The organism is Treponema sp. OMZ 799 (assembly GCF_024181365.1).
In the GTDB taxonomy this organism is placed as follows: domain Bacteria; phylum Spirochaetota; class Spirochaetia; order Treponematales; family Treponemataceae; genus Treponema_B.
In genome coordinates this window covers 1,500,065-1,522,055 of the sequence record NZ_CP051301.1, presented here as the reverse complement: position 1 = coordinate 1,522,055, position 21,991 = coordinate 1,500,065, and the positions used below count along the sequence as shown (strand labels likewise).

19 protein-coding genes are annotated in these 21,991 nt (G+C 38.0%); 4 read left to right on the top strand and 15 right to left on the bottom strand.

All coding sequences use genetic code 11. From position 1 onward, the window contains the following. Positions 1–51 precede the first annotated feature (51 nt). The 8 genes from E4O04_RS06855 to E4O04_RS06820 form a co-directional block, all read right to left on the bottom strand. On the bottom strand, positions 52–1,443 hold the full coding sequence (locus E4O04_RS06855) for a DUF459 domain-containing protein (RefSeq protein WP_253684703.1): 1,392 nt from the start codon (positions 1,441–1,443) through the stop codon (positions 52–54). Positions 1,444–1,457: 14 nt separating this feature from the next. Further along, the gene (locus E4O04_RS06850; RefSeq protein ID WP_253710787.1) at positions 1,458–2,933 is read right to left on the bottom strand and encodes an MBOAT family O-acyltransferase; all 1,476 of its coding nucleotides are present in this window, start codon (positions 2,931–2,933) and stop codon (positions 1,458–1,460) included. A 22-nt stretch (positions 2,934–2,955) separates the two neighbouring features. After that, a complete protein-coding gene (locus tag E4O04_RS06845) occupies positions 2,956–3,582 on the bottom strand; it encodes a periplasmic-type flagellar collar protein FlbB (RefSeq protein ID WP_253684707.1) in 627 nt (208 codons plus the stop codon). A 115-nt stretch (positions 3,583–3,697) separates the two neighbouring features. Further along, a complete protein-coding gene (hflC, locus tag E4O04_RS06840; protein ID WP_253710785.1) occupies positions 3,698–4,753 on the bottom strand; it encodes a protease modulator HflC in 1,056 nt (351 codons plus the stop codon). A gap of 4 nt (positions 4,754–4,757) precedes the next feature. Beyond that, positions 4,758–5,714: an FtsH protease activity modulator HflK gene (gene hflK, locus E4O04_RS06835; RefSeq protein WP_253684711.1), complete on the bottom strand. Its 957-nt coding sequence runs from the start codon at positions 5,712–5,714 to the stop codon at positions 4,758–4,760. Between the two features lie 44 nt (positions 5,715–5,758). Further along, positions 5,759–7,885 (bottom strand): ribonucleoside triphosphate reductase, encoded by a 2,127-nt coding sequence (locus tag E4O04_RS06830; RefSeq protein WP_253710783.1) that lies wholly within the window; start codon positions 7,883–7,885, stop codon positions 5,759–5,761. Positions 7,886–7,915: 30 nt separating this feature from the next. Next, entirely contained in the window at positions 7,916–8,380 is a 465-nt protein-coding gene (nrdR, locus tag E4O04_RS06825) for a transcriptional regulator NrdR (protein ID WP_253684714.1), read from the bottom strand. A gap of 113 nt (positions 8,381–8,493) precedes the next feature. Next, positions 8,494–10,257, bottom strand: a complete 1,764-nt coding sequence (locus tag E4O04_RS06820) for an ATP-binding protein (protein ID WP_253684715.1) — start codon at positions 10,255–10,257, stop codon at positions 8,494–8,496. 157 nt (positions 10,258–10,414) lie between these two features. Here E4O04_RS06820 and E4O04_RS06815 point away from each other — a divergent pair, with 157 nt between their 5' ends. The 3 genes from E4O04_RS06815 to E4O04_RS06805 are packed head-to-tail and all read left to right on the top strand — an operon-like array spanning position 10,415 to position 12,760. Beyond that, on the top strand, positions 10,415–10,855 hold the full coding sequence (locus E4O04_RS06815; protein WP_253684716.1) for a hypothetical protein: 441 nt from the start codon (positions 10,415–10,417) through the stop codon (positions 10,853–10,855). 10 nt (positions 10,856–10,865) lie between these two features. Beyond that, complete coding sequence (locus tag E4O04_RS06810; RefSeq protein WP_253710781.1) at positions 10,866–12,038, top strand: hypothetical protein; 1,173 nt, start codon at positions 10,866–10,868, stop codon at positions 12,036–12,038. Between the two features lie 29 nt (positions 12,039–12,067). After that, a complete protein-coding gene (locus tag E4O04_RS06805) occupies positions 12,068–12,760 on the top strand; it encodes a FecR family protein (protein WP_253710778.1) in 693 nt (230 codons plus the stop codon). Here the strand turns inward: E4O04_RS06805 and E4O04_RS06800 are convergent. From E4O04_RS06800 to E4O04_RS06785, 4 genes are read right to left on the bottom strand one after another with little or no spacing between them, the layout of a single operon-like run. Next, positions 12,719–13,339 carry a YigZ family protein gene (locus E4O04_RS06800; protein WP_253710776.1) on the bottom strand — a complete coding sequence of 207 codons (621 nt, stop codon included), beginning with the start codon at positions 13,337–13,339 and terminating at the stop codon, positions 12,719–12,721. The genes E4O04_RS06805 and E4O04_RS06800 overlap by 42 nt on opposite strands. Further along, positions 13,336–14,877 (bottom strand): ComEC/Rec2 family competence protein, encoded by a 1,542-nt coding sequence (locus tag E4O04_RS06795; RefSeq protein WP_253710775.1) that lies wholly within the window; start codon positions 14,875–14,877, stop codon positions 13,336–13,338. Before E4O04_RS06795 ends, E4O04_RS06800 begins: the two co-directional genes overlap by 4 nt. Then, positions 14,871–16,043 carry a hypothetical protein gene (locus E4O04_RS06790; RefSeq protein WP_253710773.1) on the bottom strand — a complete coding sequence of 391 codons (1,173 nt, stop codon included), beginning with the start codon at positions 16,041–16,043 and terminating at the stop codon, positions 14,871–14,873. Before E4O04_RS06790 ends, E4O04_RS06795 begins: the two co-directional genes overlap by 7 nt. Further along, positions 16,040–17,191, bottom strand: coding sequence for a PilZ domain-containing protein (locus E4O04_RS06785; RefSeq protein ID WP_371922285.1), 1,152 nt, complete (start codon positions 17,189–17,191; stop codon positions 16,040–16,042). The genes E4O04_RS06790 and E4O04_RS06785 overlap by 4 nt, the downstream gene beginning before the upstream one ends. A 32-nt stretch (positions 17,192–17,223) precedes the next feature. Here E4O04_RS06785 and E4O04_RS06780 point away from each other — a divergent pair, with 32 nt between their 5' ends. After that, positions 17,224–17,718, top strand: coding sequence for a CPBP family intramembrane glutamic endopeptidase (locus tag E4O04_RS06780; RefSeq protein ID WP_253710769.1), 495 nt, complete (start codon positions 17,224–17,226; stop codon positions 17,716–17,718). Here E4O04_RS06780 and E4O04_RS06775 read toward each other — a convergent pair. Genes E4O04_RS06775 through lepB form a run of 3 tightly spaced genes read right to left on the bottom strand, consistent with a single transcriptional unit; the run spans position 17,694 to position 21,977 of the window. Continuing rightward, positions 17,694–19,589 carry a motility associated factor glycosyltransferase family protein gene (locus E4O04_RS06775; RefSeq protein ID WP_253710768.1) on the bottom strand — a complete coding sequence of 632 codons (1,896 nt, stop codon included), beginning with the start codon at positions 19,587–19,589 and terminating at the stop codon, positions 17,694–17,696. The genes E4O04_RS06780 and E4O04_RS06775 overlap by 25 nt on opposite strands. Further along, the gene (locus E4O04_RS06770) at positions 19,570–21,432 is read right to left on the bottom strand and encodes a penicillin-binding protein (protein ID WP_253710766.1); all 1,863 of its coding nucleotides are present in this window, start codon (positions 21,430–21,432) and stop codon (positions 19,570–19,572) included. The genes E4O04_RS06775 and E4O04_RS06770 overlap by 20 nt, the downstream gene beginning before the upstream one ends. Continuing rightward, positions 21,420–21,977, bottom strand: coding sequence for a signal peptidase I (gene lepB, locus E4O04_RS06765; RefSeq protein ID WP_253710764.1), 558 nt, complete (start codon positions 21,975–21,977; stop codon positions 21,420–21,422). The genes E4O04_RS06770 and lepB overlap by 13 nt, the downstream gene beginning before the upstream one ends. Positions 21,978–21,991 lie beyond the last annotated feature (14 nt).

Sequence of the window (21,991 nt, the reverse complement as noted above, 5' to 3'; positions counted from 1 at the left end):
AAAGTTTTGTCAATACAAAATAAAGGAAATTAACGGCAAAATTATGATTTTTTAAGGCTTGCAGGGTTCCAGATCCCAATCCTTATAAAGAAGCTCCAAAAATGAACTCATAATATATTCTCCGCCGGAAATAGTATAATGATGCCCGTCATCCTTCATGAGCCTTATTTTTTTACCTTCGGCGTTTTTAAGGGTATCGGTATAAGGGACACCATCCCCCGGAACTATACTGCTTAGAGAGAATTTTTTAAGAATAATCTCGGAGTATTCAGATGCTATTTTTTTATGTAAGTCTTCGATATAAAGTAATTGGGCATTGTATATCTTATCCCGGACAACAGGCATTCCGAGCCAATATACTTTTTTTGTATTTGCAAACAAAACGTCCAAATGAGTTTTTATCTTATCCCTATAAGCCGTTTCCCAGTTCTCGGTTTCTTTTACGAGGACCTTGCCGTTGTCTGCATAAAAATTTTGATAATCATTCATTCCTAAAAAAATTACGGCAATATCATAGGGTTCATTCTTACTTTCTTCAAACACATTCTTTAATTTTTTAGGCCAGTTATAGTAATCGCTTCTTATAAAACCTGAGGAGTGAACGGAAATTTCTTTTACCTTTATCGAAGAATTTTGACCCGTAAGCCTTAAAAAACCTGCAGCAATGCTGTGCATTTGAGAATCTCCTATCATTAGGATACGCAAGGGTTTTTCGGTATTATAGGTATAAACCTTTTTAGGTTCATCAGCCTTTTCTGCCTCTCCTTCTTTGGAGGCAGTTTCGGATATATCTTCTTTTTTTAGCTCTAATGCTTTTTGCTCAAGCCTCAGCTTTTCAAGTTCTGCAATTCTAAGCTGTTCGAGAATTTTTAGCTTATCTAAAAGAATATTTAAATTTTCGAGTTTTACTTCAAGCTCATCTACCATTTTTTTTACGGCTGCGGTATCTTCCGGTTTTGATTCCTCGGATAAACCGTTTCTTGCAGTTTCCAAGTCTTTTTGCAGACTGTCTATGGGAGATTTTTCATTTTGAGGTTTATCGATATTCTCTCCTATGTTCTCTAAGACTAAAAGCTTTTCCCTGCGGATTAATTCTTCCGAATCCATATAATAAAAAGAATCCCAATCACTTAGCCCTTCAAGACCTGCATAGCGCAAAAACAGAATCCTTGCAGAAGGAATAATATTATCCAGTTTCAGTTGTTGCGACAAACCAGAAACAGGTTTCACAACAGTCTTAAACACTTCTGCAGCATAAGGATTTTTTATTTTAGATGAAAAATCGTCTAAGGATTTACCTAGGAGCAGCATAAAGAAAAAAATACAAAGTAAAAAAAACAAAAGAGCCTTGTTGGCAGAATAAAAGAAAGATTTTTTATTTTTAGGTTTTATTTTAAGAGAAAAAACATCATTTATTTTTTTTATTGTATCTTTTAGCTTCATATGTTAACCCTCACCTAAAACGCAAAATAGATAAACGGGGGGATGCCCGAAGTTGAAACCGCATAAACGGCAGCTAAAAAACTTACGGTGATAACAACTTTGAAAATCATCGGAAGACGGCTATATATCGTAAAAGCTTTTTTTCTTAAACTTTCCGAAGGAAGCTGTAAAATAAGACCTGCAAAAAAGATTAAAAGAATAAAGGGACTTATAATTTGAAAGGGCTGAGACACATTTCCCAAGGATCGTAAATATAAATTCAGTTCCGATAGAGATGACGAAAAAAACACAAGCCAGCTGATATTTATAAATATAAAGACCGGTATAATTTTCAAAAAATCAAAACCTTTTTTTACATTTTGTTTTTCACCTAAAGGCTCTCCTCCTAAGGCTTTCTTTTTTTTCACTTCTGAAAAAATTCTCTCGATACAAAGCATTGTTCCCTGCATCGCTCCCCAAATCAAAAAGGTCCATGAAGCTCCATGCCAAAGACCTGCAATGAGCATCGTAAAAAAAAGCGCAAAAAGAGCCCGAGCAAGGCCAAAACGGGAGCCGCCTAAGCCGAAATAAAGGTAGTCGCGAAGCCATGAAGAAAAGCTTATATGCCACCTTCTCCAAAATTCGGTGATTGACTTTGAAACATAGGGGCGGTTAAAGTTTGCAGGGGTATTAAAGCCTAAAAGAATGCCTATACCTATCGCCATGTCGCTGTATCCCGAAAAATCGGCATAGATAATAATCGTATAACATAGCACCCCAAAAATGAGCTCCCATGTATTATAAAATGAAGGATTTGCAAAAATTTTATCTGTCACAAGGATGGTTAAAAAATTTGAAATTATCATTTTTTTATAAAGACCTGAAATTAAAAGCACAATTGCATTGTCGAAGGCTATGGGCCTTGCTCCTTTTTCATTGTCACAGTTAAGAGCTCTCGGAATGTCCTTAAAAAAATATTCGGCCTGAACAATGGGGCCTGAGGACAGCTGGGGGAAAAACGATACATAGAGTAAAAAATCCCAAAAAGACTTGACATGCCTTATCTTACAAAGATAGATATCAAAGACATAGCTCATGCATCGGAAGGTATAATAAGAAATACCTACAGGAAGTAAAAGAGACCAAGAGCGTACATGGCTTAAAAAAGGCGATACTGAGTACATATCGGGAAAAAAGGTATTTAAATACGAAAGCAGTCCGTAAAGGTATTTAAAAAATCCCAAATACAAAATATCGAGAATGCAGATAATGATTACGATAGCCTTTCTGGGTACGTAATTTTTTTCTTTATCGATAAGAAAGCCGTAAAAATAATTTATAAGGGTAAAAACAAAAAGCAGGATACAAAAACGCCAATCCCACATCGCATAGAAAAAATAAGAGGCGGCCGTCAAAAGTATTTTCCGTTCTTTTTCCTGCCTAAAAATATACCAGTATAAAAAAAACACTGAGAGAAAAAATACGGCAAACGAAATCGTAGGAAAAAACATTGGTTTAAGTCTAAATTACCTATTACGGGAAGGTAACAGGCTTATTTGCCATCTTACGCTGAATCTCTGCAGCCCTGGAAGCAGGCATCAAAGAAAACCAATAAGCAACCGAAGAGTTTTTACCTTCCTCTATTGCCATCTTTTCTACGGCTCTAAGCACATCTATTACATCCTGATCATCCATCGAAAGGAGGTTGGCAACAGCCTTTTCAGGAGGCATACCGTTAATATATTTTGCTATTTGAACTATATTGGCTTCACGGGAATCCCGCTCCACCATTAAAAGGTTAAAATTCTTTTCTTTTTCTTCTATAGCCAGCCTGCGGTCATCCAGTTCCTCGGCAACCTGTTTATTTTCATTTTCTTTCGATTGAACATCTTCTTCCCGTTTATCCAGTTCCTGCGATCGGACTTCCAAAGCCAAAAGACGTTTTTCGTAGCGGTCATTTTCCAAATCAGCCATCTCATCGGCATCTAATGGAGCAATACCTTCAGCAGTTTTTAAGCCGAAAAGGGAGTAAACAGGAGAAAACAAAGTTCGTGAGCTGATTAGACCTAAATAGTCAAACCACAATAGGCCTCCGAACACGAGTAAAATAATCAATATTAAAAGAACAATAATTCGTCCTATAGTTCCGCTTCTTCTCAAAACTTTTACCTCCCATAAAAATTTTTTAAAACTCGTCAGATAAACAGAGAGGCACCATTTGTGCCGAACTGTTTATCAAACCTCCTATACAATATCGGAAAAACTTTTTCTAAGGTTAATGCTTATACAGATACTGAAAATATTCCATGTCGGTTGAAAGAATTTTTTCGGTCTCGGGCAAGGAATTTTTATAAATTTCCATGCTCTTCCAAAAGCTGTAAAATTCGGGAGACTTGCCGTAGCTTTCGGCATAGATTGCAACAGCCTTTGCATCCGCATCGCCCTTTATCCTTTCAGCTTCGGCATAGGCCTGAGACAAGATAGTCCGTTTTTCGTTTTCCAATTCCCCTAAGATTTTAAGTTTTTCGCCGTCACCCGTAGACCTAAAAGTTCCTGCAATCTGGTTTCTTTCCTTTATCATTCGGCTGAACACGGAATTTTCAAGCTCATCCGAATACTTAATTCCTTTAAAAATAAGGTCAACCACTTCCAAACCGAATTCTCCAAGCTGGCTGTTTGCCCTCTTTAAAATCTCATCTGCAAGAGCTTCCCGGCCTTTTTTTATCACAGGAAAGCTAACCTTTTCGGTTTTTATCGAGCCTAGATCAACTTCGGCATTTTCAAGGTTAAACTCTTCATTGTTTTTGCTTTCATTTATAATATTGGAACTTCGAACAACGTCGGCAAGACTGTTCACCGAAATAATGTCTCTAACCGATGAATCTACAATATCCGAAAGGCGGGAATAAGCACTTTCATAGGTGGTAAGAGATTCATAAAACTTTTTTACGTCAACTATACGCCATCGGCTGGTGGTATCTACTTTGAGATATTGTTTTTCTAAAGTAAGAATTTTTTGAGGATCACCGTCCAAGCGCAGGAGCTTAGCCGTATACTTGTTTACGGTATGAATTAAGGGCATTTTAAAATGAAGGCCGGCTTCTTTTTCGGTCTTTACAACAGCACCGAATTTTGTGATGATGGCAACATTTCCCTCATTTAAAATATAAAAAGGCTTTAAGAATAAAAATAAAACAATTATAATAACTGCAAAGAAAAACCATCCGAGTCCTTTTTTATCTTTTTTTGTTTTTTCGGGCTTTATCTTATTTTTGGAAGAAGATTTTTCATATTGAACATCTTCAGCATTTACATTTTCATAGTTTTCCATAAAATCAATTTCCTCCCTTATTTAAATCTTTTAAAGGTAAAAAGCTTTTTAAGTTTTTATCTATGAGCGTAACGTTTTCATTATTTTTAAAAATAGAATCCAAAGTCTCAAGGTAGAGCCTTCTTCTCGTAATGTCGGGAGCCTTTACATATTCGGAATAAACGGCATTAAATCGGGCAACATCACCCTTAGCCTTGTTTATCCTTTCGGAAGCATAACCTCTTGCTTCTTCAATCATCTTTTGAGCTTCACCCTTTGCCTTAGGAATTTCCTTATTATAGGCTTCTTTTCCTTCGTTTATTAGCCTATTCATATCTTGAATTGCGATGTTTACGTCCTCGAAGGCAGCTTGAACTTCCTCAGGCGGAACAATGTTTTGCAGCTGAACCGATGAAACGGAAATCCCAAGTCCCATCTGCTTATATTTTTCATTCATTTTTTCTTGAGCCAAAACTGCGATGCTGTCGCGGTCCAAGCTGATTATGTCCATAATAGCCCTGTCGCCCACCAAACTGTTGACAACGGATTTTGAAACATCTCTGACTGTTTTATTTCTTTGAGATTCTTCTACATTAAAAAGCCAGGCCTTAGGATCAACTATTTTATACTGAATAACCCATTCAACATTTATAATGTTTAGGTCTCCTGTAAGCATCGAAGATTCGTGAAGCATTGAATTTTGATATTCGCTTCTTTCTCCCGACCGCGATGTTCTAAATCCGAATTCTTCCTTTTGAACGGTCTTAATAGGAACCTTATAAACTTGATCTACAAAGGGAATTACAAAGTTAAGCCCCGGAGCAAGGGTCCTTGTATATTTACCGAAACGGGTAACAACTCCGTTATCTGTTGTAGGGATAACCTTTATCCCCGAAAAGGCTATAAGAGCTATAACTATCAATACTATTATTGTACGTAAAGCTCCAAAAACCCTTGAAGGGTCAACCTTTTTTTGCTTCATTTTTTTCCTCCATGAAGAATTTATTTTTTTTCTTTCTAAAAACCTTAATTTTTAGAAACCGTACTTAACACTTCAGATTTTTCTTTTTCAAGTTCAGCCAATTTTAATTCAAGCTTCGCCTGTTTTTCACGCTTGCAATAAGGGCACTCAAAATGCTCGCCCTCAAGATAGCCGTGAATTGGGCATATCGAAAATGTCGGCGAAATTGAAAAATAAGGAATACGGTAATTGTTAGCAACAGCCTTAACCAGATCCCTGCATGATTCCCAATCCTTTATAGACTCGCCCAAGAAGATATGAAAAACCGTTCCGCCCGTATACTTACGCTGTAAACTTTCTTGATGATCCAAGGCTTCAAATACATCTGTAGTGTAGGCAACCGGAAGCTGACTTGAATTGGTGTAATAAGGCTCGGCATCCCCTGAAGTTATTATATCGGGAAACTGATTTTTATCGTGGCGTGCGAGTCTGTAAGAGGTACTCTCTGCCGGAGTGGCTTCAAGGTTGAACAAGCTGCCTGTTTCTTCCTGGAAGTCGGCAAGGCGGTTTCTCATGTATGTTAAAACCTTTTCGGCAAAGGCCTTTCCTCTTGCACTCACAATATCCTCTCCCAAAAAGTTTAAGCAGGACTCGTTCATACCGCAAATTCCTATAGTCGAAAAGTGGTTATTTAAATGATGTAAATATCTTTTTGTATAAGGGAAAAGGCCGCCTTCCAAGAGCTTTTCGATTACCTTACGCTTCATCTCAAGGCTTTGCTTTGCTATATCCATAAGATAGTCCAATCGGTCAAAATAGTCCTTTTCGGTTTTTGCGAGATATCCTATTTGAGGCATGTTGATGGTAACAACCCCTATGGAGCCTGTAAACTCATCCGAACCGAAAAGACCGCCTCCTCTTTTACGCAGTTCCCTTTTATCCAGTTGAAGCCGGCAACACATAGAACGGACATCCCCCGGGTTTAAGTCGGAATTTATAAAGTTTTGAAAATAAGGCGTACCGTACCGGGCAGTCATCTCAAAAAGCAATTTTGCATTAGGGCTTGTCCAATCAAAATCTGAAGTGATGTTATAAGTCGGAATCGGATATTGAAAACCTCGGCCTGCGGCATCCCCTTCAAGCATGAGCTCGATAAAGAGCTTATTTATCATATCCATCTCTTTTTGACAGTCGCCGTAGGTAAAGTCTTGAGTCTCGCCTCCGACAACGGCCTTTTGATTTGCAAGGTCGGGAGGACATACCCAGTCCAAGGTTATGTTTGTAAAGGGAGCCTGAGAACCCCAGCGGCTAGGAGTATTTACTCCGTAAACAAAGCTTTGAAGGCATTGCTTTACGCTTGCTTCGTTCATATCATCCTTTTTTACGAAGGGAGCCAAATAGGTATCAAAGGAGCTGAAGGCCTGAGCGCCGGCCCACTCGTTTTGCATTATGCCTAAAAAGTTGACTATCTGCTGAATAAGAGTCGATAAATGTTTTGGAGGCTTTGAGGTAATCTTGTCGGGAACACCGCCCAAGCCTTCGTGGATGAGCTGCCTTAAAGACCAGCCTGCACAGTAGCCTGAAAACATTGAAAGGTCATGGATATGAAAGGCTGCCGTTATATGGGCTTCGGCAATGGCAGGCGTATATATATTTTTAAGCCAATAGTTTGCCGTAATGGTTCCGGAGTTATGAAGAATAAGACCGCCCAATGAAAAATTTACATTGGCATTTTCTTTTACGCGCCAGTCGGATTGGCTTAAATAGCCGTCCATGGTGCTGTTGATATTGAGCATGAGGCTTTCCGCATCCCGCACGGCCTCCCTCTTTGCCCTGTAAAGAATATAGGCCTTTGCAAGACGGGCTTCCTGCTGTTCTATTAAAACAAGCTCTACAACATCCTGAATCTCTTCAATTGCAGGGATAGAATGGGCATAGCGTGAAGCCATAATAGCTTTAAGCTTTTCTTCGACCTTGTCGGTTAAAAAAGCAGCCTTTTCGTCATTCGGGCTTCCTTCAACAGCAGCTATAGCCTTATTGATAGCTTTTTCTATCTTTTTTCGGTTATACGCCTCAATCTCACCCGATCGCTTTACCACAGAACGCAAAATTTCAGGCTTTGCTTTTTCCATAGTACCTAAAAAGGACTTCCACTCAGGAAAAACCGTTTGATTTGTAGTTTTTTCCTCCATAAACTTTTAATACCTCCCAATTTATTTACATTATTTAGTTATTTTTCGAACCTTTTTTACCTCGCTGACAAACTCATCCAAATTGCTGAATTGCTTGTAAACTGAGGCAAAGCGGATATAGGCCACCTTATCTATTGAATATAAATGAGACAGAACCATTTCACCCAGAGCAGTGGTTTCTATTTCTTTGTTAAGGCCGGAACTTAAAACTGCCTGATCTTCAATTTCGGTAACAATATTTTCTATAGAGTTTAATGAAACGGGACGCTTTTCAAGAGCCCTTTCAATGCCCTTTTCAAGTTTTTTACGGTCAAAGGGTTCCCTGCGGCCGTCCTTTTTGATAACCATAAAGGGTTTTTCTTCGATATGCTCATAGCTTGTAAAGCGGTAGCCGCAGGCAAGACATTCTCTTCTTCTGCGTATACAAGCCCCTTGAGCCAGAGTTCTCGATTCCATAACCTTATCGTCGCAATTTCCGCAATGCGGACATCTCATACTTTACTTACAGGATGCCTAAAAAGCCGGCATCCATCCCTCCCAAAAATAGCGTATCTAAATATATCCTACAGGATAACACACTATATATAGCGTGTCAAGCCGATATTTAATTATTTTTCGCCTAAAAGCTGTTTTATCTCGAATATTTCGGCAGACATGGCCGAACGCTGCATCGATTGATATTTTTTCGGGACCATCTCCTTGCTTGTGCACTCTATTGCCGCTACCAAATTTTGCAGTTCTATCTCATAGGGATAAGAAGGCGGAATAAAATCGGCTATAGTTTCCTCCAAGTCTTTTTGTATAACCATAGCACGGCCTTCAACAGTTGCATTCATTTTTGCCCGCACAAGTATGGCTTCAATATCTGCACCGGATACATCGAATTTAATCTTTTTAATAACAGAATTTAAGTTTACCTCATGGAGCTTGATACGGAGCTTTCTTTGGAGGGTTTCAAAAAGATCTAACCTTTCGGCATCGGTTTCGGGGTAAAAAAGAGCCAGATGCTCTTCAGCCCTGCCCTGCCGTTTTAAGTCGACAGGAATCAAATCGGGGCGGCAGGTAATCAAAAACCAGATAATCTTTCCCCGGTATGCAGTGTTTCCCATAAAATTCGCTATCTGGGCAAAGACCCTGCTCGAAGTACCCGATACATCGTTTGCAGTGCGGTTTCCAAGCACTACATCGGCCTCATCTATCATTACAGCCACAGGCGACATAGCCCGCAAAATATTTAAGACCTTTTCAAGATTCGATTCGGTGGCCCCCTGCCATTGGGAGCGGAAGTTGCGTAACCTAACCATGGGAATGCCTATCTCTCCTGCAAAGGCCGAAACTATAAAGGTTTTTCCCGTACCTATGGGCCCCGAAATAAGATAACCCATGGGAAGCACATCGGTTCTTGCAGCCTTTAAGGCCTTTGCAGCTATTTTAAAACGCTTTTTTACAAAGTCATGGCCTGAAACAAGGGAAAGGTCATAATCGGTATCTATAAATTCCAAAAGGCCGCCGGCCTCATTTTCGATAATCTCCCTCTTTTTGGCTGCCAAATAATCCAAACTTATGGGTTTATCATCTTGATAGGACTCCCCCACAAGCTGGTAAAGGTTTAAAAGATTTAGTCCCGAGGTTAGAGCTCCCATTCTTTCAGGACTTAAGCCTCTCTCGGCTAAAAGAATTTCTTCAGTACGTCTTAGATGTTCCAAAAAATTGACCCTCACGGCAGCATCCGGCAGAGGAATACGCACCTTTATTGTAGAAGGAGAGGCTGTAAGGCGCGGATTTAAGTCTGTGAGGTTTTCCGTAAGCATTATTATGGAGATATCTTCCCGTGTAAAAGAAGGCTCATGAGACCACCTGTTTAGGGTAACAAGGCAGTACCTGTCGGTTTCATCCAAATTTCCTATCTCATCGGCCGGAATTATGGTTTCGGCATAGTCTACAATAAGCACAATCCTCAAATTTTTCCCGAAATTAAGCACAAAGTACCTTTCAAGGTATGAAAAAGCCTCTTCCGGATCGCGGGACAAAAAGGCCGCAGGAGGCACATCGGGATAGGTTCTGTGCATTGTTTCAAGATAGGATCTTTCCATGTCCGATGTACAAAAAGAAATTCCTCCGGATTTATCGTAATACACTATTATATCTTGATTTCCAAAAAGAACCTCGGAAATATAGTCCCTTATTTTTACAAATAAAAAATTATGCCCGTATTCGGTTATTTGGTGAGGCAAAAAATCTCTTATATTTCCGTGTACAAAGTAAAGGTTTGCAGTTTTTGAACAATATTTTCTGGAAAGTTCCTGAGCCCATTCAGGCAAAATATCTATGTAGGCACTATTTTCTTTAATCAGCTGTTTTCCTGCTGCCATAATCCCTCCCGCCTTACAATAACCATACAACAAAAAAAATAAAATTTCAAGAAGAAATTGATTGCAATTTATAATTGTATTTTTTTTCCGCTTTGATTGTTATTTTTTGTTTTTTGTGCTATAATTAGTTTAGCTTATGAGAAGTTGAGGAGGAAGTATGAAAAAGCTTTACTTAGTTTTAATATGCTTGAGTCTTGGATCTCTTGTTTTTGCTCAATCGGCAGAAAAAGTTGATGAGATTTTGCAGTCTAAGACTTTGACAAGAGGTCAAGCATGTTACCTAGTAGGAACGGCAATTGGAGAGGTTAAGGAAACCGATTCTTATCAAGCTGCATTTGATAAATTTAAAGGTCTTAAGATGTTTGAAAACAAAAAATATGATGAGCCGATTAGATTTGACGAATTTTCAAATTTAGCCTTACAATACTCTTCAATAAAACATGGGTTATGGTATGGAATTACAAAAAGTCCGCATTATGCTTTTAGGCAGCTTAAGATAATGAAGATAATACCGCAAAAAACGGTTCCGTCTTCAAATATCACACCCTTTGCGGCAATTAATCTACTGGCAAAAATAATGCCCAAAGCAGATAAATAAGGAGAAAGAAATGAAAAAAATACGAAGCCTTATATTTTTCTTTTTGATTATTTCGGTGAGTCTTTCAGCCTTTGAAGCAGGCGGAATTTTTAAAACCGGTGTTGGGCTTGATTTTAGCAAACAAACCACAAATCTAACCCATTTCGACAGTATATCTCTTTGGGCCAAACAAAACCTCGATAAACAAGGAAATTATAACTTTGCCGTTCAGTCTTCATATTTGCTGAATTTAAAAAAAACTATAAAACCTAAAAGTGAATTTGACGTCAACAATCACCTTATGCATATAGCGAACTTGGATATGCTAAAATTCAGCTTTCTGATTCCCATAGGCGATAACAGCCTGAATATTGATGCAGGAAGATACAATATATCGGATATTACGGCAAAGATTTTAAATCAAAATATTGATGGTGTTTATGTTTCATATGATATGCCTCGGTTTTCAATGTTTTTTAATCTTGGGTATACAGGTCTTGTAAATGCTTATGTAAACCCCACAACTGCAGTAGATATAAAGTCCATAACCGAAAAGGATACAAAAGTTTACAAGCTTTCACCTTCTTTTGTTCATATGTCCGCATTATTCAGACTGCCCTTCGCTTCGCTGCGCCACAAGGTAGACTTGGATTTAAGTTCCTTTATTGCAACAACGAATGCAAAATCAACAAATAACTATATATCCATATCTGTAAACGGACCTATAGTAAAAGGACTTTTTTATAATACCTCAATATCATCTTCAATTATAACAAGGGATAAACGGAAAGCAAAAACAGGCTTTTTTATCTTAGGCGAGCTTAATTATTATTTTGAAAAGTATAGTTCAAAAATAGGTTTAAAAAGTGAATTGTTTTCCGGAGGAAGGAAAGAATTTAAAACCTTTACACTTTCAAATGCTTCAAATGTGAGGTTTATTGAAAGCAGCGATCTATGGAAAACGGGATTAAATGGGAGCATAAAACCTATACCTGATCTATTCTTAAGTACCGAATTCAACATTATGACGTATGGAGAATCTAAACCAAGAGGAATAAAATTTCTAAGGGGTTTGGAATGGACAGCATTGGTCAAATACACAATACTTCAAGATATAACTCTAAGCGGGGACCTAGGTATGTTCATAGGAAAAAATGGAAAGTTTGATGCCCGAGTAGGATTAAAGGGCATAATTTCTTTCTAAAGTTTTTATAGTTTTTATAGGAGAATAAAATGAAAAAGATTTTTATTGTTATCAGCCTTCTTTGTCTTACCTTTTCTCTTATGGCAATGGATGGCGAAGTAGTAGCCGTTAAAGGAAAGGCAGAAATAAAAAAAGGCGGAAAATGGATTCCTGCAAAAACAGGAAATAAAATTGAATCGGGAAGCATGATTTCTACAGGGTTTAAGTCCGAACTAACTTTAAAAATTGACGGTTCGGTTATTACGGTTAGGCCTATGACAAGACTTACAATTGAAGAAATAGCGAAAAAAAATGAAGCAGTTTCTTCGGAAGTCTATCTCAATGTAGGTTCGGTAAAGGCTGATGTAAAACCGGCTTCAACAAAAAAGGTTGAGTTTAAGGTAAAAACTCCTGTTGCAACGGCTTCTGTCCGTGGAACATCAGGTGAAATCAGCTCGGACGGTCTTTTAATAGGAACAAGCGGCTCATGGTACTATGCAAACAACGACGGCCTTGAAACAAGGGTTCAGATAGGTGACTCCGTTATCATAAGCGATACAGGTATGGTAACTCCTGCCCAAAACATTAAGGCCAATGATGTTTTACCGCAATCTGTACAAACTCTTGCCGAAGCAGAGGCTAATTCACCTACAATGACACCTCAGAGCTTGACCATGGAGGATGCAGTAGATATTGCATCATCAGTAACAACAGTCAGCATTAATATCGGCTGGGAAGACTAAACTTATACCGCCCTTTGAAGCATTTTCAATAAAGGCTTCGAAGGGCGTTTTTTTTTCTGCCGGGATTTGACCTTTAAATCTTATCTTTTCTTCATAAGCCAATTCTACCTGTTCAACGGAAAACTCATCAAGATGCCTCTTTAAATTTTCCCATGCGGAATAGGAACATTCAAATTGAAAAGTTTCTTTTTTGATAAGTTCTTCGGTTTGAGCTTCATTCAAGACAAGCTTTGCAGAATCCGAATAAGCCTTTACCAAACCGCCCGTACCTAAAAGAGTACCTCCGAACCGGCGTGTAATTGTAAGCATTATATTTGTAATTCCTGAACCCTTTAGCACTGCAAGAGCCGGTCTTCCGGCCGTCCCCGAAGGTTCTCCGTCATCCGAACAGCCCAAGACTTCTCCGTTTTCGCCTGTAACAAAGGCATGAACAACATGACGGGCATCTTCATACTTTTCTTTTTGGATTTTTAAAAGCTCTCTGGCTTCAGATGCCGAATTTATAGGAAAAATTTCGGCTAAAAATCTTGAATTTTTTACGTTGAGCTCACTTGAAGCATACTGTATTAAAATTTTCATTTTAAAAGATTCTCCCTCTTTTTTAATTTCCTGTCGGAATAAAACATAGAAATTATGCCGGCCGTAAAGGGAAGCAAAGCAAATGCCAAACTATCAAAAAAAGTATCCGCCGTCATAAGAGGAAAAAGTGCAAAAATTTGAATAATAAAAAATATAAAATCATAAAAGCCATTCAATAAATAAGAAAAAATAAAGCCTGTAAAAGGAAATAAAATAGAAATAAAAATTGCCGCAAGACCTAAAATTAAAAAGGCCGATATAAGAGGACTCACAACTATAGAAGCAATGATACCAATCGGAGCCAAGACCCCTATTTTGCTTATTACGATAGGGGCTGTAAAGGTTTGCGCACCTACCGAAGCCGAAAAGCTCCCCAATATTTTAGGAGGGATTTTTCCGTTTAGGATATCATATACGGCGCTTCCAAAGACTAGTATACCGGCCAAGGCACCGTAAGAAAGCATAAAGCCTAAACTGAGAGCCTCATCTGGTTTTACGGCAATATGAAAAATGAGCATTGTACATAAAACGGAAATCATGGGAGGCTGCAGCCCCAAAGACTTGCCTATTATAATTAAAATCATCATCCCCAAGGCACGGTTTAACGAGGGGGCAGCTCCTGCAAACCAAACAAAGAGAATGATAGAAACTAAAGAAAACTTTATTGCGAGGCTTTTTTTTCCGAATATAGACCCCATTTGCAGGGCAGTTAAGCTTACCAAAGAAACATGCATTCCGGAAAGGGCTAAAACATGGGCAAGGCCGGCATTTTTAAAAGCTTCCGAGACAGGAAGAATCAAAAAGTCTCTATTTGCAGAAAGAAGGGCTAAAAGTAAGGCCCCTGCACTTCCCCACCCTGACAATAAACGCATAAGGTAAAAACGCAAAAAAGCTCTTAATTTTAAAACAGCCGATCTCCAGCCTAAAAATTCCGGCACGGACTTATCGCCAAAAAAGGCTAAGGGGCTCAAGCCGTTTTTCTTTGCACCGAAACGTCCCGCAGTTTCAAATATTACGCCCTTAGAAAAATTGGTTAAAGCTTCTTTTCTTGAACCGGCCTTGTAGGACGAAATTCCGTAAGCATTATTTTGTAATACCAGCTCCGAAGGAAAAAATATTTTTATATTTCCTCTTGCAGAAAATTTAGCCCCATTCTTATATGAAAAAGATATCAGTCTGGCACTTGCAGCATAGTATTTTTCACCTGCAGGATAGGCTTCTCCTGTAAGCTCTGCCCGGATGCTTTCAACCTTATCTAATTCGGCAAGGGAAAAAGGCTCTGCAGATAGAAAAAAGAGACGCAATACGGCAAGACTTCCTATGAAAAGCCCCGTAAATATAAAACAAGACTTCTTTTTTCTAAATATAAAACCGATTATAAAACTTAAAATAAAAATAAAGCTTATTAAAAATTTATTAAAATAATTTTCTACTGCACAAAAAAAATAAAAAGATAGTATTGCTGCACAAGCAGACAGCACAACCGGTTTTAATACAAAAAAATTACAAGAGATCCTTAATTTTTTTTCATTTACCACTTTAACTCCTCTATGGCATTTCGAGAAGCTTGTTTAACCGTTTCAGAATAATTTAAATACTCAACATACAATAGATAGTCAAATGCGGTCTTGTCCCCAAGCTTTCTCAAAGCCGTAATTACACTGAGCATCAGGGGCTCACTGTATTGCTTTGTTTTTTCGGTTTCCGAATTTAACACACCTAAAAATATTGACAAATTTTGCGAACATTCGATTGTACCTAAATTTCCCATACAATCGATTATCTTCATAAGTAATTCATCGCCCCTTGGGCTTGTTTTACGCAAGCCCTGAGCATAGTAAAAAAATTTGTTTACCTGAGAAGAAGCCTTACTCCACTTTAAAACAGATAAAACAGGTAAGGTCTCTTCAATCAAATTTTCAGAGATCTCAAGGTCCGGGCCTTTTAGATTTTTAAGACCGTAATCAATTACAAGCTCACTAATCCTTCCAAGCTCAGCGCCGTCAATACGCTTATTTTGTTTTGCCAATAAATACAGTGTCCATATATATTGTATGTTTTTTTGTATTGTTTTAGCCAAAATTTCATCAAAATAATTAAAAGAAATATTATTTAATGCGGTTTTTACCGTATCTTTTAAACCATCATTTACAGGATAAAATAAGGTTTTAACCAAGACATCAAAAGAAGAAGGATCGGCAAAATTCCCGAGAGCTTCAGCATAAACCGTCAAAAGATTCACATTAAAAGCCTTACCCGAAATTAAATCGGATAAGCCTGCATCATAAAGCGAATTAAGATAGTCTGTAAAGGCTGAATCTTTTTGAACCAATTTACTGAGGCTTTTTAGGCAGGCAATTTGAAAGTCTTCATTTTCAACCGTAGAAAACAAGTAGCGTATATTTGCAGAGGACTTTACCTCATTTAATTCTCCAAGCTTGGTTACCGCAATTATACCTATATTTAACAATCTTTCATCATTTTGTAATATTGCATAAGAATTTTTAACATATTCCACTGCATCTTGATATACAGGAACTAAATTTCTATCATCAGACTGTGAAAGTGAACGCAAAATAACAACTTTTACATCTATTCCTGTAGAAATAAAATCTTTACGTAAATTAAAAAGCTCTTCTTTATCTACAGCAAAAATAGAAAAAACACAAAAGATAAAAACTAAAACAAAAACTATCTTTTTCATATAGAACCTTTACCTTCCGCAAAATCATAAAGTATTTGATCTTCCATTAAATCATCCTGCAAAAAATTACCATCTTTTCTTTCTTGGCTATTGCTTGACAAAGCATCGTTTTCTTCATCTAAAATATTGCTTATAAATCCGGTATTATCATCAACGGCTATGTTATATATGTAAGATAAAATAGCATTTTTCATTCTTTGATCTAAAAATTCACATTGAAAGTGTATCCTTGATTTATTCAATGGTTGATCGTATACAAAACGGACAATTTTACCGCACATTACAATCTCGGTATTTTTTAGTTTAAATTGCAGCTTCATTCGAATACCCTTTGCAGCCTTGCCTCTTACAAAAAACATAGCTCCGTCTTCCGATATATCCTTTACATTTGTTTTTACACCTCCTTGAGTTTCATAATCGGAGTTATAAGGATCACCGGCCCGGAGAGGAAACATCAAGCCTTCAATATCACATGAAGCTCTAACCGATTTTCTTTTTTGTGTACGCACAATTTTTTTTGAATGTTTAACATAAACTTCTATACGGTCATCTATTTTTTTTGCCTTGGCGGATTCAGAAACAAAAACATATCCTGCATCATTTTGTTTCCAAAAATAAACTTTTATAGCCTTATTTTGCCAATTAACTTTTTCGGCTCTTTCTGCAGATGCATCAAACAGGGCAAATACAAGCTCATCCTTAGTGTTTGCCATAAGCTTGCCGTAAACGGTTGTTTCTCGCGGCACAAAGAGAATGCAAATTTGGCCGATATAAATTTCGTGAGTCGATTCAAGCCTTCGCTTTTTTTGAACCTCTTCCAACTCAATCTTTGTACGGTAATCATAGAGTTTGTTAAGTAAAATCTGCATTTTTTGGGAAACATCGGCATCCAGCTTGTTTTCAACCTGACGGGCAATAAAGCGGATACACTCGTCCAAGGCAGCAACCGACCAAAAAAGACGTGTTTTGTCTTCAAGGCCTACATAATTGGCTGTCCGCCATAACAATAAAAGATTAGAAAATAAAAATCCCCTGTCTTTCCCCTCGGTAAAAAAACGTATTGAATCCAAAAAACGTCTTCCCGGAAGGGTAAACGAAAAAGCTACCAATAAAAGAAATACAATCACAAAAACTATAAGAATATACATGTTTATCTCTTTATGATATAATATCATAAATTATGCATTTTGATAAGAAGACTCTAAGGTTTTTATTTGAATTTATCTTCATTTTCATCATTTTTGTTCTCCCCCCGATGTTAAATAACAGGGCTTTTACTTCGCCGCCTCAGCCGGAAGGAGTTTTTTATATCTTGCTATTTATATCAAAGATAGTTTTTTTTGCAGCCTATGAGGAAATTCTATACCGAATATATTTGCCCTATAGAATAAAAAGCTTTTACGGAAAAAATCCTCAAGCTTTTAAATCCTATATAACAGCCTCAGAAATATTACCTATAATCTTTTTTGCTTTAGCTCACCGTTATTTGGGTCTCTTTAATGTACTTTATGCTATGGCGGCAGGTATAATTTTTAGAATATTATATATTCTTATACAAAAAAAATTCGGAACCAAATGCAGCATAGCAAGGGCAGGTATAAAAGCTGCCCTTTGTATTATATTATTACACGCAGTCCACAACGGAATCATCTATCTTTTGATTTTTAAAGGATAGATTAAGGCACAGGTCTCATATATCTTTTTATATATTAAAAAACTTTTTTCAGAAATAGAGGTAAAAGATTTACCGTCAATGGGTTTATTTTCATCCTCATCAAGCAAGAGGTCAAAGCCTATTATTGTGTTGGTCTTATCGGTTTTTATTTTTTCGTCGATAAGGTTTAAGCTTTCCATGCTTTTGCTTATGACAGAATCTTCAAGAGGCTTTCCGGCTTGTAAAGAATCTAAAATATTTCGGCATATATCCATACCCTCTTTTGCGAGATTCATGGTTCTTTCCAAATCGGAACTTAGTTCTTTTAAGGCCGAGGAAAGGCTTGCAGAAGTTCTGCTATCTTCTTTTTTAGAGGTCAGGTTAATTAAAGCCTTCATCTTATCGATTTTTATTTTTTTGGAAAGAGGCGAAGCCTTAGCTTTAATTAAAAAGTCTTCCATATTTATAGCCGGCATATTCGGGATTTTTAAGCCGCGAGGTAAAAGATTATAGGTTTTAACATCGGGAAATTCGGCAATCTTACTTTCAAACCACCAAGCGTACATCTGCATTCTCTTGTCGCTTAAGACCTTCCCCTCATAGCCTTCCTTTAATTGGGGCGAGGCAGAATAAAGGCTGAGGTGCGAGGCCGTTTCAGAAGGGAAAAAACGGTTTGAAAATGAATTTAAATCCTCCTCAAAGCGGCTTCCCTTAAAGTGGGTTTGAAAATCGGGAAAGGCCAAATCGAGGCCGGCAAAAATAATTTCGGAACAGCCTAAAATTCTTGCAAAATCCCAGCAGGCTGTTGCAACCGAACCGCCTGTAACAAGCTTACCCTTTTCGCCTATAGCATTTTCTATATATTGGGCAAGCGGGAACATGGAAGTGCATAAAAATTCGGCGGCTGCTTTAAGACGGAAAACGGCCGGATATACTGAAGACTCGGTAATAAGAATCGAATCCGAAATATCGAGATCTGCAAGATGAAGGCAGTTCCAATATTGGGCATCCATTAAAAGAATAAAGTCCGGTTTTAGACCTTGCCTATGGCAGGCCCTTACGGCCGTATCAGCTGCAATGATTATAAATTTATCTTCATTTTCTTTTATAAGATTTATGGTCTTGTCTAAGCCGGGCCCCGCCGCAATTATCAAGGCCGGGTAAGAAGAAAAAATATTTTCTATTTTGTTGATTCCTAAAAGACTTTCAGTGCGGCTGATATTTTTAAAAAAATTTTTAAGCCAAAGTTTTCCGAATTTTTTTAAGGTATTTTTATTTAAATTTGTCTTTTCATTCCGCCTTTTTTTTAAGGCCTCAAGCTCGGAAAACCAAGAAGGGCTTACATCAATCAGGGACTGAATTTTAAACACGGGAATATCAAAAAAAGATTTGCTCTCAAAAAAATCCAAGATGTCTTTCGGGTAAAGGCCTAAAAGAAGCATCAGATTTTCGTGCATAAAAAAATCATCCAAGGGGCGGCTTTGTAAAAAAAGAAAAAAAACAAAAAGATCGGGCTCAATTATAATCAAGGAGGATTTAGGATTGCTTTTTGCATAAAGCTCCTGAGTATAGCCCAAGCCGAGTCCGTAAAAAACACAAGAGCTTTTAGTCTTTTTATCTTCAAAAAAATCGAGGGAGATATTTTTTTCGGCTTCGCTTATAGGATTATATTTTGAGTGAATATATTTTCCGTTTATGCGCGCAGTAAAAATCTTTTTATCTTTCTCTTTTAATTTTGCTTCTTCGAGGGTATAAGTTTCAGGGATTTTTTCGGCAAATTTTTTAATACCGGTTTCAGAGTCAAGGCCCAAGGCAGTGCAAAGTTCAGGAAAACGTTTAAAAAAAAGCTTTGCATTATAGATCAAATTTTCTTTATTCGAGATTGAGCTCAATTTTCATTCCTTTTTTAAGAGGAGTTCCGGGCGGAGGCGTTTGAGAAGTCACATACCCGTCGCCCGTAATTTTTACCGCAAAGTCTTTTTGTAAAAGAAGCTCAAGTAAAAGTTTTTTGGGAACTCCCGTTAAGTCGGGCATCTTATCTTTTAAGACGACAGGTTTATTTTCGCTTATGGGAATCCGTCCCGTGTGTTCAACGGTGGGGGCATTTTCCCTTGCAAGTCCAAGATAGTCGATAATTTCGTTCGAGGCTTCTGAAATTGCAGGAGCCGCAATGATGGAGCCGTATATTTGTCCGACGGGTTTTATGACGGCCGTATATAAAATAATCTTAGGATCATCAGCCGGAAAAATTCCTATACAGCTCGAAATAAAATCGGTCTTACTGTAACCGCCGCCCTTTTCGTTTGCCATCTGTGCAGTTCCGGTTTTTACGGCAATGGGAACGCCGTTGATAGAGGCCCTCCAAGCTATACCCTCTATAGAACCTGTTCTCATATAGCTTAAAAGAAGATCGGCATTTTTTTCGGATATAACCTTGTTTAAAACCGAGGGCTTATGAAGATAGACAATGTTTCCCTCCTTGTCGGCAATCTTTGAAATAAGAGAAAGTCTGAGAGTAGAACCTCTATTTGTAAAGGCCGTCGCAGCTTCAACCAGCTGAAGGGCGGAAACTCCTACTTCCTGACCAATGGCAATTGTGTGCTTTGTGCGGACAGACCAATTTTGAGGAGGGGCAAGAAGACCGGCCGTCTCTCCGGGAAGCTCTATATTGGTTTTAGAGCCGAAGCCGAAAAGTTTAATCTTTTCATAAAAGGCATTTTTTTCGGTAATGTCGGCAATCTGGGCAGTTGCATCATTACAAGAAAGACGGATTACATCCCGAGGGCTGACCCTTCCGTGAGTCTTTAAACAGGTTATCGGCTTTACTTTAGCCCTGTTAAATTCAAAAAGAGCATTACAGTCATAGACTTCACCGTCCTTAGTAGTTCCTAGCTCTAGGAAGGCAGCCATAGAAAATATCTTAAAAACCGATCCGGGTTCATAAACATAGTTTGCAGGACGGTCAAGACGTTGTTCAGGAGTGCTTTCGATAAAGTTTGCAAGGGAGGCAGAAGGAGAGTTTACATAGGCAAGTATTTCGCCGGTCTTTGCATCAACTGCAAGAAAAACGGCAGATTCGGCCCTTGTCTCTTCCATAGTTTTCGATATAATTTTTTCGAGCATGTACTGAATGTTTCCGTCTATGCTCAGATAAACATCATAGCCCTTACCGGTATATCCCTTTGTTTCAGGCGGAGGGGAGAGGATATTTTGAAGGGAGTATTCTACACCTGTCTTCCCCCTCCCGTCATCACCTAAAAAGCCTACAACTGTAGAGGCTAAGGTGTTTTCGGGATAGGTACGGTTAAAAACCGATTCAAACCTAAGCCCGCTTAATTTATTTTCATCTATAAGGGTTTTAACTAAATCCCTCTCACTTTCGCTCATTCTTTTTTTTAAATATAGAAAGTTGGATTTGGAATCTTGAATTTTTTCTAAGAGCTCCGATTCGTTTTGCATTAAAACAGGGGCAAGAACCTTTGCTGCCTCGGCAGGTTTTTTCATTAAGGTCTTATCGGCATAAAGATTATAAACAGTCGTTTGAACTGCAAGGATTTTTTTATTTCTGTCGTATATTGTACCGCGCTCGGTGGAAATTTTAGGCTTAATAACTATAGGTTCTTTCATTATCATGTACTTTGCAAACTGGAGTATAAGCAAACATGTGAATACTATTACTATGCCTACAAAAGCCCAAAACCTGCCTTTAGAAATAAAACTATCTACTTCTCCCATATAAAAACCTTACCGTAAATACCGTCAACGAGGACAAAGCCGTAATCTCTGGAGTCCCGTGAAGCATCTAAATTATCCCCAACGGCCAAAACCGTTCCGGCAGGAATAAACGAGACCTCCTTCATAGCCTTTCCGCCCCGGATCATTCCGCCCAAATTATCGAATTGTACAGCCGTCAAGGGTATATCTTTTCCGGAAACCTTCATCGAATAATCATAAGAGCCATTGTAGCCTAATTTTCGATAAAATTCTATAGGCTCTTGCGGAATACCTAAACATCTTTTTACCGTAAACCTGCCGTCTTTTCGGTAGACGATTATATCTTGAACTTTAGGAAAAGCCCATCGGATAAGGTACTTATTTTTTAAGGGATGCTTTATCCCGTAGGCGGCCTTAAAAATAATAACATAATCCCCATCCCTTAAGGCCGGCTCCATAGAAGGACCAGAAACACGCCTGATATCAAGGAGAAGGCCTTTGAGTAAAATAAGAAAAAATATAATACAAACAAAATAAAGGAATTTTATTTTATAATTTTTAAGCACTTTTTTAGCCTTGC